This window comes from Myxococcus sp. SDU36 (assembly GCF_030168875.1).
GTDB classification, from domain to species: Bacteria; Myxococcota; Myxococcia; order Myxococcales; family Myxococcaceae; genus Myxococcus; species Myxococcus vastator.
The window spans coordinates 6,851,167-6,866,879 of the sequence record NZ_CP077414.1 but is presented as its reverse complement, the minus strand read 5'-3'; the positions used below and the strand labels follow the sequence as shown (position 1 = coordinate 6,866,879).

Genomic DNA, 15,713 nt, shown 5'->3' with positions numbered 1-15,713 from the left:
CCTTCCGGGCGGGCCTCAGATGTGGAGGCCCACCTGGATGCCGGGCCAGTGCTGGAGGCGTTGATCCGGCTCCGGATGGTTCTCCCGGAAGGAGAACCGGGTGATGGCGTCGAAGTCCGACTCGCCCCAGGAGAACCACGCGTTGTACGTGGGCCCGGCGAACACGGCCAGACGCGACAGGAACTGGAAGCCCAGCATCAACCGGGCCTGCCCCAGCACGTTGCCACCGTCACCCTCCAGCGGGTTGCGCACCGGCTGGACGGCGCCGCCCGTCACGTCCAGGTCCACCCAGAGCCGCTGGGACAGCGTCATGTGCCCGCCCACGCCCGCCGCGAAGCTGAAGCGCGCGTCGCGGCCCGGCCCCAGGCCCGCCATCAGCGTGAAGTAGACAGCGCCGCCGCCCAGCTTCACGCCCATGTTGGAGACCTGGATGTCGCTCACCCAGAACTCCATGTGCGTGGACCCCCGGCGCAGCCCCCGTGAGGTCGGCTCGGGGACGTCCTCGCCCACCTGTTGGGCGAAGGCGCCCCGCTCGCCCATCAGTGAAAGGCGGGGGGCGTACCGGGAATTGGCGGCGGCTGTCCCCGCCCACAGCCCGAATGCGAGGAGCGCAAAGGATTTCATCACTCCTGCTTTTCCAGCGTGAGGGAGGCCTGCGTCAAGTTCCCGGGCAAGGACAGCGGTGCCGAGGAAGCGTCGGGATTTCCAGACAACGCCTCCGCGGCGGCCAGCACCACCTCGACGTCGAAGGGCGCGTCGGACGAAACGAAGAAGAAGCGCTCGAAGCCCGGGGCGTCATCCAGCTCGTAGGCGCGCGGCAGCACCTGCGTCCCCGACGGCACCAGGGCCATGGCCTGGGGGCCCTCCTCCGGGGCGTGGAGGGTGACGGCGCCGTGGCCATCCAGGGAGACGATGACGCCATGCGAGCGGCCCGAGGCGATATACGCCACCTGCACCACGTCCCCCGCGGCGGCGGCGGCCCCGTCGGCGAGCCGCTCCGGGCGGGCGGTGGACTGCCGGTGGATGACCAACTGCGGCGCCAGCCCCTTGATGCGCGTCACCTCCCGGGTGTCCCCCGGGGCCGTGCCCTGCCCTGTTTCGGAGGAAGGCAGGGCCACCATGACCAGCGCCACCGCGGCGAGCGCCGGCACCAGGCCCCACGCGGGCGACAGGCGGAAGGCCGGGCGGGGCGCGTCCCGCCGGGCCACGCGCGCCTCCACTTCGCGGGCCACCCGGGCGGGCGGCAGCGCCTCCAGCGTGGCGCGCGTGTCGGCCTCCAGGGCGGCGAGCCGGGCCAGGCCGCCGGGTTCCTCGGCCAGCCGGGCGCGGGCGGCTTCCAGCTCCGCGGGCGGCAGCTCGCCCAGGGCGATTCGTTCCAGCAACCAATCCGGGGTGCGGTGGTGGGCGGATTTCATGCGGCCTCCAGCTCCAGCTCTTGCAGCACTGCCGACAGCGCCCGCAGGCGCTTGCGCACACCGGACACGGACAGCCCCACTTCGCGGGCCGTCTCCTCCAGCGTCATCCCATCCACCAGGTGCAGCACGGCGATGTCCTGACTGGACGCGGGCACCCGGCCGAAGAGCCTGTCCAACAGGCCGCGCGCGGCGGCGCGGGACTCGGGGTCCTCGGCGGAGGCAATCTGCAGCACCAGCTCGTCCTCCCGGTCCTCCGGGCGCCGCTTCGCGCCGCGCAGCCTGTTGAGGCACACCGTGGTGGCAATGCGGTGCAGCAGGCTCGACGGCGCCGCGTCCTTCAGCGCGCCCTGGTAGCGAAGCAACTGCACGAACACGTCGTGCATGGCGTCCACGGCCTTCTCCTCGTCACGCAAGAGGAAGCGGCAGCGCCGGAGCACCTGGGGGCCATAGCGCCGGTAGTAGGCCTCCACATCGATTGACACCGCTTGCTCGCCTCCCTCGGTTGCCGCGGACAGGGAAACACCGCGGCCTCGGTGAACTGTCACCCGGACTTTTCAGTCCCGTGTTTCCCGGGGGCTTCCCTGGAATCAGCGCAGTGTCCATGTACCCAGGTACAATGCCGCCCGTTCTATTCGGTAAAAGCTACAAGCAAGCAGGCACACGAGCGCGAGCAAGAAGGGCCGAGCACTGTCAGGTTGGCGATGAAATCGGGGCGGGTTCGCTGTAACTGAGAAACGCAACCCCGATACTTGCCCCCTCGACCTGCCCTCCATCGCGCCCGTGCTCACCGCCAACGACTCCGCCCTGACCGGCCTGCTGAACGCGTATCTCTCAGCGCAGCTCGCCGGAAACCGGCGTGAGGCGCTGCGGCTGCTCGTGGACGAGGGACTGCTTCGGGGCATCCCCCTCCAGACGCTGCACCTGGAGGTCATCCAGCCCGCGCAGTACGAAATCGGCCGGCTGTGGCAGGAGAACCGCATCTCCGTGGCGCAGGAGCACCTGGCGACCGCCGTCTCCCAGCTCGCGCTCGCGCACCTGTACCGGCACCTGCCCAGGGACCCGCTCAACGGCAAGGTCGTCCTCGTCTCCTGCGTCCGGGGCGAGCTGCATGAAATGGGCGCGCGCATGGCCAGCGACTTCCTGGAGATGGCCGGCTTCGACGTGCGCTTCCTGGGCGCCAACGTTCCACCGGAGCACCTGGCACGAATGGCGGCCGAGCTTCGCCCGGACCTGGTCGCCCTCTCCGTGACGATGACGTACCACCTGCCCGCGCTCCGCGAAGCCGTGGCGCACGTGCGCAAGACACTCCCCGATGTCCCCATCGCCGTGGGCGGCCTGGCCTTCAACTGGGCACGCGGACTGGAGGAAGCGCTGGGTGTGAACTTCTTCGGCAAGGACGCGCGGGAGTTCGTCGCGTCCGCCTGCCGGGTCCTGGGAGTCTGAAGGCACCATGGAGAGCGTGAGCAAGAGCGTGGAAGCACGGGCGGACCGGCTGGCCACCGCCTCTCAGGAGGCGCTCTATCAGGACCCCTTCTGGGCCGCCCGCTACGGCCTGGAGCGCGCGCGCCGCTTCGGTGACGAGGACGCGCGCTTCCACGTCCGCTACCTGGTGCAGGCGCTGGACGAACACCGCGTCTCCGTCCTGGAGGGCTACGCCCGCTGGCTGCGCACCCTGCTGGTGTCGCGTGGCATGTGCTCGCGCCACCTGGACCAGCACTTCGCCGGGCTGGCCGCCGCGCTGGCCACGGAGGGCTGGGGCCCCGGGAGCACCCCCCACGGCTACGTGAGCGCCGCGCGACAGGCCCTCCGCTATCTGGAAGGTCCGGCCCAGCTGCTGGAAGAGGAGGCGCCCGAGCTCGCCCGCGCCGCCACGGCGCGCCTCACGCTCTACATCATCCCCGAGGACCAGCCCCGCCTGGAGGAGGAGCTCCAGTTGCAGCTTTCCTACGTGGCTGACGCGCTCGCCGCCGGGAAGTCCGACCTGCTGGGCGACCATGTGCGCTGGTACGCCGGCTTCTGGCCCCGTCGCGGTTTTGGCCTCCTGGCATTTCCCAGTGTGCTGGGCATGTTGAAGGCCGTGCTGGGCTCACGTCACCCCGAAGCACGGACGCTCCTCGCCGAGGCAGGCGTGTCCTGGGAGGAGACCCGTTCATGAGGCAACTCGCCCCCACCGAGCCACTGTTCTTCGACGACCTCAGCCGCGAAGTCGCCCTGGCCTGCGACGCGGGAGGCACCCTCACCTGGGTGGACGCCCGCGCCCGGAACGTCCTGGCCGCCGAGCCCGGAAAGCCCCTGCGCGCCCTGGCGGCCCAGGGCACCGAGGAGAAGGTGGACCGGCTGCTGCTCCAGGCGCGCGACGAGAAGGTAGAGGGCTGGGAGCTCATCCTCTGCCGCGACCAGACGCCCTCCACCTTCGCCTTCCGCGCCCGGCCCCATGACGGGGGCGTGCTGTTGGTGGGCAGCCTGGTGCCGGAGGACTACGGCAGCGCGCTCGACCGGGTGAGCACCACCCTGAGCGAGGTGTCCACGCTCCACCGGGAGACGGAGCGCCAGCAGCGCGAGCTCAAGCGCCGCGCGGACGAGCTGGCCCGCCTCAACGGCGAGCTGGAGGAGTCCAACCGCGGCGTGCGCAGCCTCCACACCGCGCTGGATGAGAAGGCCGAAAGCCTCCAGCTGGTCGCGGAAATCAAGAGCCGCGTGGTGACCAACGTCAGCCACGAGTTCCGCACCCCGCTGCACTCCATCCTCGGCCTGTCGAAGGTGCTGCTCAACCCCATCAATGGCCCCCTGAGCGGCGAGCAGGAGAAGCAGGTCCAGTTCATCCGCAACTCCGCGGAGGCGCTCTTCGAGCTGGTGAATGACCTGCTGGACCTCTCCAAGATGGAGGCCGGCAAGGCGGTGCTGCGCCACAGCCGCTTCGTGGTGCATGACGTGCTCAGCGCGCTGCGCGGCATGATGAAGCCGCTCTTGCCCCCTGACTCCCCGGTGGAGCTGCGGCTGGTGGAGCCGGACGCGCCGCTGGAGCTGGAGACGGACGAGTCACGGCTGAGCCAGGTGCTGCGCAACCTGGTGTCCAACGCGCTGAAGTTCACCGAGTCCGGCCACGTCACCGTCTCCGCCGCGCCCGGCCCGCGGGACACGGTGGTGTTCACCGTGCAGGACACGGGCATCGGCATCGCGCCGGAGCACCACGCGCGCATCTTCGAGGAGTTCGCGCAGGTGGAGAGCCACCTGCAACGCCATGCGAAGGGCACCGGCCTGGGCCTGCCGCTGGCACGCAGGCTGACGGAGCTCCTGGGCGGAACGCTCACCATGAAGAGCGCGCTGGGCCAGGGCGCCACCTTCACCGTCACCCTCCCGCGCGTCCACATGGAAGTCACGGAGATGACGGGCCTGACCCAGCGCAGCGAGCACCTGGACCCCAGCCGGGCCCCGGTGCTGGTGCTGGAGGACGACCGGCAGACGCTCTTCCTCTATGAGAAGTACCTGGCGCGCTCCGGCTTCCAGGTGCTGCCGGTGCGCAGCACGGAGGAGGCGCGGCGCGTGCTGGAGCGCGTGCGCCCCGCCGCCATGGTGCTGGACGTCATGCTGGAGGGCGAGACGAGCTGGGGCTTCCTGGCGGACATGAAGAACAACGAGGCCACCCGCGACATCCCCATCCTCGTGGTGACGGTGACGGACCGCGAGCAGAAGGCCCGCGCGCTGGGCGCCGACGAGTTCTGGCTCAAGCCGGTGGACGAGGTGCGGCTGCAACGCAAGCTGCAGGCCATGGCGCGCACCGGGCCGGTGGAGCGCATCCTCATCATCGACGATGATGACGTGCACCGCTACCTGCTCAAGCAGCTCCTCAAGGACATGCCTTACGTCCTGCTGGAGGCCGCTGGCGGCAAGGACGGCGTCCGGCTGGCGCGGGAGCAGTCTCCGCACCTCATCTTCCTGGACTTCGTGCTGCCGGACATCACCGCCTTCGACGTGCTGGACGAGCTCAAGGCGGACCCGCGCACGCGGGAGGTCCCCGTCATCCTCCACACCTCGCACGAGCTGAAGGAGGACGAGCGCACGCGGCTGGCGAAGGAGACGACCGCCATCCTGGCCAAGCACACGCTGAGCCGCGAGGTGGCCATCACCCGCATCCGGGACGCGCTGTCCAAGGCCGGCCTGGGCTCCCAGTCCCTGCACCAGGAGGCGCACCGCCGTGGTTGAGCCCCCTCTGGCCACCGTCCTCAACGTCAACGACGACGACGCCAATCGCTACCTCGTCAACCGCCTGCTGTCACTGGCGGGCTACAACGTGCTGGAGGCGGCCACCGGCATGGCCGCGCTGCTGCTGGCGCAGCAACACCGCCCGGACGTCGTCATCCTCGACGTGAAGCTGCCGGACATCAGCGGCTACGAGGTCTGCGAACGGCTGCGCGCCGACCCCCACACCGCCTCCATGGCGGTGCTGCACACCTCCGCCACCTTCGTCACCTCCGACAAGAAGGTGCGCGGCCTGGAGGGCGGCGCGGACGCCTACCTCACCCAGCCCTTCGAGGGCGCGGAGCTCATCGCCACGGTGAAGTCGCTCTTGCGCCTGCGCCACGCGGAGCAGGTGGCGCGCCACCGCGCCAACGAGCTGGCGGAGATGGACCGCCGCAAGGACGAGTTCCTGGCCATGCTGGGGCACGAGCTGCGCAACCCGCTGGCCGCCATCATGACGGCCATTGGCATCCTGGAGCGCAGGCCCACCCGCGATGACAAGGAAGCGCGCATGCGCGGCATCATCCAGCGCCAGACGACCCACCTGGCGCGGCTGGTGGATGACCTGCTCGACGTCAGCCGCATCACCCGCGACAGGGTGGAGCTGCGCCCAGGCCACGTGGACCTGGTGCCCGTGCTGCGGCAGGTGCTCCAGGTCGTGCAGCCCCTGGCGGACTCGCGCGGGCTGGGCCTGGACGTCACCCTGCCCTCCGGCCCGCTCTGGCTGCGGGCGGATGCCACGCGGCTGGAGCAGGTCTTCACCAACCTGCTCGACAACGCCCTCAAATACACCGACGCGGGCCGCGTCCACCTGCGCGTGGAACAGGAAGGCGTGGACGGCTCCGCCCAGGCGGTGGTGCGGGTGAAGGACTCTGGCATCGGCATCCCGCCGGAGGTGCTGCCGCACATCTTCGAGCTGTTCGCGCAGGCGGACACCTCGCTGGAGCGCACGCGCGGTGGCCTGGGCATTGGCCTGACGCTGGTGCGCAAGCTGGTCCAGCTCCACGGCGGCGAGGTGACGGCGCGCAGCGACGGCCCCGGCCACGGCAGCGAGTTCGTGGTGAAGCTGCCGCTGGACCTCACGCTGGGCGCGCCCGCGCCCGCGCGCAACGCGGTGGACCTCCGCCGCGCCCGGCGCGTCCTGGTGGTGGAGGACAACCCGGACGCGCGCCAGGCCATGCGCGACTTGCTGGAGCTGTGGGGCCACCAGGTGACGGTGGCGCCGGACGGCCTCCAGGGCGTGGCGCTCGCGGTGTCTCAGCCACCCGAGCTGGCGCTGGTGGACATTGGCCTGCCCGGGTTGGACGGCTACCGGGTGGCGCAGACGCTGCGCGCCCAGGTGGGCAACGGCATCCGGCTGGTGGCCATGACGGGCTACGGCGACCCGGAGGGACGGGACCAGGCGCTGCGCGCCGGGTTCGACCGGCATCTCATCAAGCCCGTGAAGCCTGACGAGCTGGACAAAATCCTCTCCGAGCTGTGAGGGATTGAAGCGACAGGGTCAGCGGCGGTTCAACGCGTTGGCCACCAGTCCCAACAGCTTCACCTTCGCGGGCTCCAGCGGACGCACGGTGCGCAGCAGGCGCCGCACCTCGGGGCGCTCCTGCGGAGCGGTGGGCGCCTCGCCGGGGCGCGCGACACCGTTGACGGCGTTCGCGGAGAGCCCCAGGAGCTCATCCGCGGAGACGTGCAGTTCGTGGCACAGCTTCAGCAGCGTCTGCACGCTGGGAAGCATTCCGCCGCGCTCCAGGCGCCCGTAGACCTCGGTGGCCACATCGATACGCTCGGCCACGTCCGCCTGGGTGAGCTCCAGGCGGGTGCGAGCAACGCGCGCGGCAGCTCCGATGGTGGTTGCGAGTTTCTTGTCCATGCCTTACCGACCCGAAACGTTTGGCCGCTGGCATAGGACGTATGGGGGCAGACAGACAGAACTTGTCGGGTCAGCCTCCAATTGTCCACCCATAGGGTTGCTGTGCACGAGGTGGACTCGCGGAGTCCATCCACGACGCGCGGCGGGGGCCTTTTCTCGACGGAGAACGCCGGGGGAGGGACCTCCGCGAGCCGTCCGAACCCACGCCGTCACCGGGGTGGCGGGAGAACCTGATGCGTTGTGCGGCGACTTTCCTACGGTTCCGTCGAGTCCTGCACGCTGTCCCGCCCTCTAGGGTTGGTTCATGTTTCCAGCGTGCGCATAAGCGGTTCACCACGCCTCATATCTATCTGGAAATACAGGGCTTGATGAAGGACGGGAGACCTCACCGGGTGTGCGAATCCTTGATGGGCGCATACCGGGGGTGTTTCCAGACTCAGGTGAACGAGCGCGGTGACGCGCCGGCGGGTACGCTGGGGGCCGATGGCGGTCGGCCGGAATCTGCTGGTGAAGCTGTGCGTGGCGATGGGCGTGGTGGCGCTGCCGCTGCTCGTCGTCATCCTGGGGTTCGTCTTGCCGCAGCTGCGGGAGCAGCTTCGCGAGGACCGCATCCTGGGACTGCGGCAAGCGGTGGAGACGGCCTACGGCGTGCTGGAGGTCCATGAGGCCCGGGAGCGGGCGGGCGCGCTGACGCGGCAGGAGGCGCAGGCGCAGGCGGCGGCGCTGCTGGAGCAGCTGCGCTACTCGCGGGTGGAGTACTTCTGGGTCAACGACCTGGACACGCGGCTCGTGATGCATCCGCACCTGCCGGACATGCTGGGCAAGGACTTGAAGGGCTACCGCGACGTGCGCGGCAAGCCGGTGTTCGTGGACATCGTCACGCTGGCGCGAGCGCGGGGCGAAGGCGCGGTGTCCTACGAAGCGACGCGGCCGGGCTCGCCGGAGGCCATTCCGAAGGAGAGCTACGTGAAGCTCTTCGCGCCCTGGGGCTGGGTGCTGGGCACGGGCGTGTACGTGGAGGACCTCGAGCGCGAGGTGGCGGCGGTGCGCCAGCGCATCCTCCTGGCGGTGGGCGGCGCGCTGGTGCTCGCGCTGCTGGCCGGCGCCTACCTGTCGCGCCGGGTGGTGCGGCCGGTGCGCGAGCTGGCGCGGGCGGCGCACCGGGTGGCGCACGGAGATTTGGAGACCCGGGTGGCGGTGCGCTCCTCGGATGAGGTGGGCCAACTGGCGGCGGCCTTCAACACCATGGTGGCGGGGCTGCGCGAGGTGGTGGCGGCGCTGGTGGATGCGGCGGGCGCCACGGCGGCGGACGCGGAGCGCATCCGAAGCTCCGCGGAGGCGTTGTCGGCGACGACGCGGGAGCAGTCGGACTCGCTCAAGCGCGCGGCGCGGACGGTGCAGGACATGAGCGCGCGCGTATCCCAGGGAGCGGAGGCGGCGCGCACGGCGGCGAAGACGGCGGCGGACAACGGACAGGTGGCGCGCGAGGGGGGCGCGGCGGTGGGCCAGGCGCTGCGGAAGATGGCGCAAATCGTGGAGGTGGTGGAGGAGGCGGCACGGACGGTGGAGCGGTTGCAGAGCTCCGGCCGGGTGACGGCGGAGATGTTGCGGCTCATCCAGCAGGTGGCGGAGGAGACGCAGTTGCTGGCGGTCAACACCGCGATTGAAGCGGCGCGCGCGGGCCAGCACGGCAAGGGCTTCGCGGTGGTGGCCGGCGAGGTGCGCAAGCTGGCGCACCGGACGCGGGACGCGGCGGGGCAGGTGCAGACGCTGCTGGGCCGGAGCGAGGCGGACACGCGGGCGGCGGCGGACCTGATGCGCCAGGGCACCACGGCGGTGCAAGAAGGACTGGGCCTGTCCTCGGCGGCGGGAGACGCGCTGTCGCGGCTGCTCGCCGGCGTGAATGAGATTGGCGGCAAGGTGGAGCGGATGGCGGACGAGAACACGCGCCAGTCCGAGTCGGGGGAGCACATCGCCGGGAGCATCCAGGCGCTCTCGGTGAGCTCGACGGAGTCGGTGGCCGGCGTGCGGCAGATTGCCCGCTCCGTGGAGGACCTGCGGGCACGGGCCTCCAAGCTGAAGGAGCTGGCCGGGCGCTTCACGGCGCGGGGGTGAATGGTGCGCGCCACGCTTGGCTGCTACCTTCCCAGGAATGCGCCACGCACGGTGCTTGCTCTTCGCCAACCTCTGGTTCGCCGCGTGCGCTGCCACCCCATGGATGCCGCGCGAAGCCGAGCACTATGGCTTCGCGAACGCCACCAACCGGCGTGTCTGGGTCCGAGGGCCCTGGGAGGCCATCTCCCCTTCCAATGACATCGACGTGGTCATCGACCAGCTCTGCCCCGCCATCATGCGGCTGCCGGGCGCGACGGACGGCGACCATGGCCAGGAGTACTGCGGGGCGCTCTATAGCCTGGGCGATGGCATCTACCATGCGAGCTTCCCATCCCCACTGGGTACGAAACGGCCGGTGGGCCCCAGCAGACGAAAGACCTGCTACGCGCCCATGAGCGTCCAGGACACACGCGGCCGGGCATCAGTCATCGCCGACTATCACAGTCACCCCTGGTCGCCGTCCCCCATGTCGGAAGAGGACCGAAGAGCGAACACCCAGCGATACTTCATCCGCATCCAGTTCGACTCCCGGTGCATCATCCATAAGCTCGTCCCCCATGCGAATGAGACCCGGCCTGGCGAACTGTACGTCCGGGAGGCCCAGCGATGGAGGCTCGTTGGACGCATCCTTCCCGAAGACAAGGCCACCGGCCGCATCACCACGGTGACGGAATGAAGTCCAAGCTCCTTGCACTCTGCATGTTGCTGTCCGGATGTGTCCCCCGCTCCGCGACGCTCCCACGCGCCGCACCGGAAGAAGCCGCGTGGTTCAAGTTCCCGGACGCGCTTCCCGCTGACGGCCGACACGCGCTGCCTTCGGCAACGGCGGCCGCCATCCAGTTGGCGATAGATGATTTCCGTCCCAGGCACGTTCGCCTTCCGGGCAACGCCTCCCCCGTGGAGGTCTGCCTGAATCAGCGGCAGTCCTATGACGTGAGGACCTCCCCCATGCCAGAAGGCATCCTCCTCGTTCGTTTCTCCGTCAGCCCAGGTGCCTGCATGCAAGAAGGCCCCGTCACCGACATGGGCGCCACCTATGCGGTGGACACTCGCGCGTGGCGCATCCTGGCGGTGCAGCAGCCATGACGCGCTCTGGGCCACTTTCGCTCCTCGTGCTCGGAGCCCTGTCGATGGGCTGCGCCACGACCGCGCCGCTCCTTCCCCGAGCGACACCCGAAGAAGCAGCGGGGTTCACCTTCCCACTCGAGCTCCCATCGGAAGGGATGCTCCACCTGGAAGGGAACACCGCCGCGGCCATTCAGCTCGCCATGGATGACTTCAGGCCACGCGGTGCAGCCATCCCCCCGGGTGTTCGCCCCGACGAGGCCTGCCTCTACCTGCCTCAGTCCTACGACGTGACTTCCGCGCTCGGCTCGGAGGGCGTGGTCCTGGTTGAGTTCCAGCAGAACGACGCGACCTGCCCGCCTTCACCGGCGCTCTCCGTGGAAGCCATCTCCGGCAAGCCGCTTCAGGAGGTCACGACCTACGCCGTGGACGTCCGGGCCATGCGCATCCTGGCGGTGGGCATCCAGACTCGCCCCAGGCCCTGACGCGCCTCTTCCGTCGTCGGCCGGGCCACCACTGCGGGCGGCCCGGCACGAACGGATGCGCAGCCGCCAGTGCCACGGCCCTGGGGAGGACTTGTGGGCAACTCAGGGCGCGCCGTGGGCGACGCCGAGCGCGCGCCGGTCCACCTTGCCGGCGGAGGTCCTCGGCAGGGCGTCCACGAAGCGAACCGACCTGGGCGTCTTGTAGCGGGCGAGCCGTCCGTCGCAGAAGCGCAGCAGGGCCTCCGCCGAAGGCGAGGTGCCCGGCCGAGCGACGACCAGCGCGCGCGGCGTCTCCCCCCACTTCGGGTCCGCCACGCCGATGACAGCGACCTCCGCCACGTCGGGGTGCCCCGCGAGGACGCTCTCCACCTCCGACGGGTAGATGTTCTCACCGCCGGAGATGATGAGGTCCTTGCTGCGACCCACGATGCGGAAGCAGCCCTCCGCGTCCCGCGTGGCCAGGTCGCCGGTGTGCAGCCAGCCGTCCGCGAAGGTGCGGGCGGTGTCCTCGGGGCGGCGCCAGTAGCCCGCGCACAGGTGAGGGCCTCGCAAGAGCAGCTCGCCCACGTCGCCCGGCTGCGTCTCACCGTCGATGCGGGCCTCGACGTGAAACAGGGGCACCCCCACCGCGCCCGGTTTGCGGCGCACGTCTTCCGGCGGAAGCCAGAAGTTGTTGGGGCCCGCCTCGGTGAGGCCATACCCCGTCTTGAAGTCCACGCCCCGAGCGAAGAAGCGCTCGAAGACGGGCTCCGGGCAGGGCGCGCCGCCGCTGATGACCAGCTTGAGGCGTGAGAGGTCCACGGCATCGAAGCGCGGGTGGCGCTGCATCTCGATGAACATGGTGGGCACGCCGAAGAAGAGGCTCACCACGCCCCGCTCCACGAGGTCGAACACGCCCTCCACGTCGAAGCTCCGGCACACCACCGAGGCGCCGCCGACGTAGGCCAGCGGCGCGGTGAAGACGCTGAGGCCGCCGGCATGGAACAGCGGCGCATTGAGGATGGCCACGTCATCGGCGGTCAGTCCCCAGCCCATCACCGTGTTCACCGCGTTGGCGGTGATGGAGCGGTGCGTGAGCACCGCGGCCTTCGGCAGGCCGGTGCTCCCGCCCGTGTAGCAGAGCACCCACGGGGCATCCGCCTCCAGCTCCAGCGGCGGAAGGGACACGTCCGTCTGCGTGTCGCGCTCGGAGAAGGCGCGCTCGCCAGGCCCTGGAGCCGCGAGGCTGAGCCAGTGACGCACGAAGGACGCGCCAGGCCGCACGGCGTCCACCTGGGCGCGGAACTCCGGCCCGAAGACGAACACGGAGGGCTCGGCATCCGCGAGCAGCCCGCCCAACTCCGTGGCGCTCAGCCGCCAGTTGAGGGGCTGAAGGACGGCGCCCAGCTTCGCGCACGCGAAGAAGAGGTCGAGGAACTCGACGCAGTTGTAGGCGAGCACTGCGACCCGGTCCCCTCGCCCCACGCCCAGTCCATGGTGGAGGAAGGCGGCGGTACGCGAAGCCGCATCGTTCCATTCCCGAAAGGAGATGCGCCGCTCGCCATGGTCGGCGTCGATGAGGGCGGTATGCTCAGGGGCCAGCGAGGCACGCCGGGCCAGCCAGTCATGGACGATGGGCATGGGCTCCACGCTAGCTGAGGAGCCCTCGCGGCGCTCCGGCTGGAGGTTTGAATGGAGTTTGAGTCTACCCTCCACTGTGGAGGGTAGACTCAAACTCCCCTCAAACTCGCTAGGTTCACGCATGATGCGACGCCCCTGGGGAAGCCCTTCTCGCCCTGCCCCAGGTGCGCGCAGGAAGCGACTCCGGTCGATGGGAGAGCGCCAGCTCCTGGTCAAGACCTCCACGCGGCAGCGAGATCCATCCGTCGAGTATGGGCAGGGGAGCCGCTTCCCGGCGTATCGAGGTCGAAGGCCAGGGGCACGAAAGAGCACCACCCGGCGACCGTCGAAGAAGGACGCATCGAACTTGTCGCTCCCATTGGCGTCAGCCTCCGCCCAGAAGAGGCCCCGAGGTCGCTCATGAGTCCATGCTGGAGGAAGCCGCTCGTCGCGCTGGCCCTCGTGTTGTGCGCGGAAGCAGGAGCCGCCTCCACACGGCTACCGCGCGCCGAGCGCACCCGCCGCGCGAAGTCCTCCGCCACCCTGGAACAGTCACTCCTCGCGGCCGTGCGGGACACGGGCTTCGACCAGGTGCTCGACTTCAAGCGCGCCGGTGCGCGCATCACCCAGGCGCCCTACGTCGACGTCGCCGTCATCGAGCTGGACGCCCGGAGCCGTCCCACTGCCGCCGCCAACGTGCTGCTGTCTCGCGACTACCCGGCTGGCGTCATCGTCCCCATCGACGTCGAAACGTTGGGCACCACGGCGGTGCGTTTCACGGCGTGGAATCTGGACCTCTGGGACAGCGGCGCCCAGAACACCACCCCCACGGAAGCCCTGGTTCCCGGACGCGACAAAGCGCCGCTGCGCTTCATGGCGCCCTACCCCGCCTCGCTCTTCAAGTTGCTCATCGCCTTTCGCGTCCTCCGGTGGGTGGACCAGGGTCATCTCACGTTGGACCAGCCCTGGCGCTTCCTCCGGGACACCGAGGACCAGGGCACGCGCCCGATACGCGACTGGCTGGAGCCGATGGTGACTGAATCGGACAACACCGCCACCGAGGCCCTGGTGAAGCTGCTCCACGCGCAAGGCGCGATGGCGGGCCTCAACGCGGAGCTGGCGGCGCTGGGCCTGGACACACTGCAAATCCACGGCACGTCCCCGGTGACGGGCCGGAGCTGGAACCCCGGCCAGATTCACATGACGGCGCTGGATACCGCGCGGCTGTTGCTGCTCATCGAAGGAGGCCCCGGCGTCCTCTGGCACACCGCCTCGGGCCGAGAGGTGACGGCGAAGGCGCTCTCTGGCGCGTCCAGGGCCCACCTCCAAGCCCTGCTCGCCGACCAGTCCCTGCATGAAGCGCTGTCCTCCACGCTGCTGTGCGGAGACGCCCGCGCGGAGCCAGGCATCCCCGCGGCGGTCCCATCGCGATGGGTGCACCCCGAGGACGGCACGGTGACAGCGGCGGAGACCGCCTTCGGCCGGGACACGCGCCCCTGCAACGCGACGGCGGAGGTCACCTTCCTCCACAAGACAGGGCTGACGGAGAACTACGGCAGCGACGGCGGCATCGTCCGCGCCCTGCCCGGCAAACCCTGGCGCCGGTACATCGTCGTGTTCCTGTCCAACCTGGGCTACCGCTACTACGACGCGAAGGTAACTGACGCGGCTGACTTCGCGAAGGGCGAAGACGGCTTCCCTTACATCAGCACGTCCATCAGCTACACGCAGCGCATCCCAGCCCTGGGCCGCCGCATCGACGCGATGATGCGGGAGCGCCAGCGAGCCCGGCCTCCACTCCGGCGGGACGCCGCGCGCCAACAGGCACCCCGCCCCGCTCGATAGAGAGGAGCGCTCGACCAGGCCGAGCACGCCCTCACGGCACCAGCACCAACTTCCCCACCGTACCGCCGGACTCCAGGGCCCGGTGTGCATCCGCCACCGCGTCCAACGGAAACGACTTCACCGGAGGCGGCACCAGCTTCCCCTCCTCCAGCCAGCCCAGGAGCCGCGCCATGGACTCTTCCAGCACGGCGCGCTGCTCGAACAGGTACGACAGGTTGAACGCCAGCACGCTGGTGTTGTCGTTGGTGAGCGTCAGCGGGTCGAACCGCGGCGTCCTCAACCAGTCCCAGGCCAGCTTCGCGTAGTTCGGCCGTCCTCCCGTGCGTGGCAGCATGGAGTGGAAGCCGTAGATGACCAGCTTCCCCGGCGACGCCAGGTGCTTGTAGCTGTCGCGCAGCGTGGACGGCCCGTTCGCGTCCAGCACCACGTCATACCCTCGAGGCGCCGCCCGCTCCGCCGCGGCCCACAAGGCCTCCCGGCTCTTGTCGATGACGACCGCCGCCCCCTGCGCGAGCGCCGTCTCCACCTTGTGCGTCCCACCCACCACGCCCACCATCCGGCACCCGGCGATGCGGCCCAACTGCAGCAACGCCCCGCCCACGCCCCCCGCCGCCGAGTGCACCAGCACATGGGCGCCCGGGCGCGGGTGCGCCAGCTCGAAGAGCGCGTAGTACGCGGTGAGGAACACCGTGGGGAACCCCGCGGCCTGCTCCATGCTCAGCCGCGCGGGCAAGGCGAACACCTGGTGACGGGGCACGGTGACGTGGGTGGCGTACCCACCAAAGCGCGTCACACCGAACACCCGCGCGCCGGGAGCCAGGTCCTCCACCCCTTCGCCCACGGCCTCCACCCGGCCGGCGAACTCGAAGCCCGGGGTGATGGGCCACCCCACGTACTCCTTCGCGGAGGCGTACAGCCCCATGCGGATGACGCAGTCCGCATAGTTCACCCCGATGGCCTCGGTGGCCACCCGGACCTCCCCGACTCCAGGTGAATCCTGATTCACCTCTTCAAGGTGGAGCTGCCCGTACCCACCTGCCTTGCGGATGACGACCTTGCGTGCGCGCATACCCCGTTGAG

General features: G+C 70.1%; 15 protein-coding genes. 9 read left to right on the top strand and 6 right to left on the bottom strand.

Annotated features, from left to right (window positions below):
- Positions 1–15: 15 nt before the first annotated feature.
- The 3 genes from KGD87_RS27925 to KGD87_RS27915 are packed head-to-tail and all read right to left on the bottom strand — an operon-like array spanning position 16 to position 1,897.
- On the bottom strand, positions 16–624 hold the full coding sequence (locus KGD87_RS27925; protein ID WP_284663950.1) for a peptidase: 609 nt from the start codon (positions 622–624) through the stop codon (positions 16–18).
- Positions 624–1,415 (bottom strand): ActD-like protein, encoded by a 792-nt coding sequence (locus KGD87_RS27920; protein WP_284663949.1) that lies wholly within the window; start codon positions 1,413–1,415, stop codon positions 624–626. Before KGD87_RS27920 ends, KGD87_RS27925 begins: the two co-directional genes overlap by 1 nt.
- The gene (locus tag KGD87_RS27915; RefSeq protein ID WP_163781150.1) at positions 1,412–1,897 is read right to left on the bottom strand and encodes an RNA polymerase sigma factor; all 486 of its coding nucleotides are present in this window, start codon (positions 1,895–1,897) and stop codon (positions 1,412–1,414) included. The genes KGD87_RS27920 and KGD87_RS27915 overlap by 4 nt, the downstream gene beginning before the upstream one ends.
- Positions 1,898–2,195: 298 nt before the next feature.
- Between KGD87_RS27915 and KGD87_RS27910 the strand changes: the two genes are divergently transcribed.
- The 4 genes from KGD87_RS27910 to KGD87_RS27895 are packed head-to-tail and all read left to right on the top strand — an operon-like array spanning position 2,196 to position 7,137.
- Positions 2,196–2,858 (top strand): cobalamin B12-binding domain-containing protein, encoded by a 663-nt coding sequence (locus tag KGD87_RS27910; RefSeq protein ID WP_284663946.1) that lies wholly within the window; start codon positions 2,196–2,198, stop codon positions 2,856–2,858.
- Between the two features lie 7 nt (positions 2,859–2,865).
- Complete coding sequence (locus tag KGD87_RS27905) at positions 2,866–3,570, top strand: hypothetical protein (protein WP_284663944.1); 705 nt, start codon at positions 2,866–2,868, stop codon at positions 3,568–3,570.
- On the top strand, positions 3,567–5,618 hold the full coding sequence (locus KGD87_RS27900) for an ATP-binding protein (protein ID WP_284663942.1): 2,052 nt from the start codon (positions 3,567–3,569) through the stop codon (positions 5,616–5,618). The genes KGD87_RS27905 and KGD87_RS27900 overlap by 4 nt, the downstream gene beginning before the upstream one ends.
- Positions 5,611–7,137: a response regulator gene (locus KGD87_RS27895; RefSeq protein ID WP_284663941.1), complete on the top strand. Its 1,527-nt coding sequence runs from the start codon at positions 5,611–5,613 to the stop codon at positions 7,135–7,137. The genes KGD87_RS27900 and KGD87_RS27895 overlap by 8 nt, the downstream gene beginning before the upstream one ends.
- Positions 7,138–7,155: 18 nt before the next feature.
- Here the strand turns inward: KGD87_RS27895 and KGD87_RS27890 are convergent, their stop codons facing one another.
- The gene (locus KGD87_RS27890; RefSeq protein ID WP_163781142.1) at positions 7,156–7,524 is read right to left on the bottom strand and encodes a helix-turn-helix transcriptional regulator; all 369 of its coding nucleotides are present in this window, start codon (positions 7,522–7,524) and stop codon (positions 7,156–7,158) included.
- A 483-nt stretch (positions 7,525–8,007) separates the two neighbouring features.
- Between KGD87_RS27890 and KGD87_RS27885 the strand changes: the two genes are divergently transcribed.
- From KGD87_RS27885 to KGD87_RS27870, 4 genes are all read left to right on the top strand, one after another.
- On the top strand, positions 8,008–9,639 hold the full coding sequence (locus KGD87_RS27885; protein ID WP_284663940.1) for a methyl-accepting chemotaxis protein: 1,632 nt from the start codon (positions 8,008–8,010) through the stop codon (positions 9,637–9,639).
- Positions 9,640–9,676: 37 nt separating this feature from the next.
- On the top strand, positions 9,677–10,315 hold the full coding sequence (locus KGD87_RS27880) for a hypothetical protein (protein ID WP_284663938.1): 639 nt from the start codon (positions 9,677–9,679) through the stop codon (positions 10,313–10,315).
- Positions 10,312–10,725 carry a hypothetical protein gene (locus tag KGD87_RS27875; protein ID WP_284663936.1) on the top strand — a complete coding sequence of 138 codons (414 nt, stop codon included), beginning with the start codon at positions 10,312–10,314 and terminating at the stop codon, positions 10,723–10,725. The genes KGD87_RS27880 and KGD87_RS27875 overlap by 4 nt, the downstream gene beginning before the upstream one ends.
- 137 nt (positions 10,726–10,862) lie before the next feature.
- On the top strand, positions 10,863–11,189 hold the full coding sequence (locus KGD87_RS27870) for a hypothetical protein (protein WP_284663935.1): 327 nt from the start codon (positions 10,863–10,865) through the stop codon (positions 11,187–11,189).
- A gap of 102 nt (positions 11,190–11,291) precedes the next feature.
- On the opposite strand, the gene KGD87_RS27865 is transcribed toward KGD87_RS27870, so the two are convergent.
- On the bottom strand, positions 11,292–12,809 hold the full coding sequence (locus KGD87_RS27865) for an acyl-CoA synthetase (RefSeq protein ID WP_284663934.1): 1,518 nt from the start codon (positions 12,807–12,809) through the stop codon (positions 11,292–11,294).
- A 399-nt stretch (positions 12,810–13,208) separates the two neighbouring features.
- Here KGD87_RS27865 and KGD87_RS27860 point away from each other — a divergent pair, with 399 nt between their 5' ends.
- Positions 13,209–14,633 carry a serine hydrolase gene (locus KGD87_RS27860; protein ID WP_284663933.1) on the top strand — a complete coding sequence of 475 codons (1,425 nt, stop codon included), beginning with the start codon at positions 13,209–13,211 and terminating at the stop codon, positions 14,631–14,633.
- Positions 14,634–14,664: 31 nt separating this feature from the next.
- Here KGD87_RS27860 and KGD87_RS27855 read toward each other — a convergent pair whose 3' ends face one another.
- Positions 14,665–15,702, bottom strand: a complete 1,038-nt coding sequence (locus tag KGD87_RS27855; protein ID WP_284663931.1) for a synaptic vesicle VAT-1 family membrane protein — start codon at positions 15,700–15,702, stop codon at positions 14,665–14,667.
- Positions 15,703–15,713 lie beyond the last annotated feature (11 nt).

Bases quoted from the DNA above. Each gene is read 5' to 3' on its own strand.
- KGD87_RS27925 (WP_284663950.1), bottom strand. From the start codon at position 624: ATGAAATCCTTTGCGCTCCTCGCATTCGGGCTGTGGGCGGGGACAGCC.
- KGD87_RS27920 (WP_284663949.1), bottom strand. From the start codon at position 1,415: ATGAAATCCGCCCACCACCGCACCCCGGATTGGTTGCTGGAACGAATC.
- KGD87_RS27905 (WP_284663944.1), top strand. From the start codon at position 2,866: ATGGAGAGCGTGAGCAAGAGCGTGGAAGCACGGGCGGACCGGCTGGCC.
- KGD87_RS27900 (WP_284663942.1), top strand. From the start codon at position 3,567: ATGAGGCAACTCGCCCCCACCGAGCCACTGTTCTTCGACGACCTCAGC.
- KGD87_RS27890 (WP_163781142.1), bottom strand. From the start codon at position 7,524: ATGGACAAGAAACTCGCAACCACCATCGGAGCTGCCGCGCGCGTTGCT.
- KGD87_RS27885 (WP_284663940.1), top strand. From the start codon at position 8,008: ATGGCGGTCGGCCGGAATCTGCTGGTGAAGCTGTGCGTGGCGATGGGC.
- KGD87_RS27880 (WP_284663938.1), top strand. From the start codon at position 9,677: ATGCGCCACGCACGGTGCTTGCTCTTCGCCAACCTCTGGTTCGCCGCG.
- KGD87_RS27875 (WP_284663936.1), top strand. From the start codon at position 10,312: ATGAAGTCCAAGCTCCTTGCACTCTGCATGTTGCTGTCCGGATGTGTC.
- KGD87_RS27870 (WP_284663935.1), top strand. From the start codon at position 10,863: ATGCTCCACCTGGAAGGGAACACCGCCGCGGCCATTCAGCTCGCCATG.
- KGD87_RS27865 (WP_284663934.1), bottom strand. From the start codon at position 12,809: ATGCCCATCGTCCATGACTGGCTGGCCCGGCGTGCCTCGCTGGCCCCT.
- KGD87_RS27860 (WP_284663933.1), top strand. From the start codon at position 13,209: ATGAGTCCATGCTGGAGGAAGCCGCTCGTCGCGCTGGCCCTCGTGTTG.
- KGD87_RS27855 (WP_284663931.1), bottom strand. From the start codon at position 15,702: ATGCGCGCACGCAAGGTCGTCATCCGCAAGGCAGGTGGGTACGGGCAG.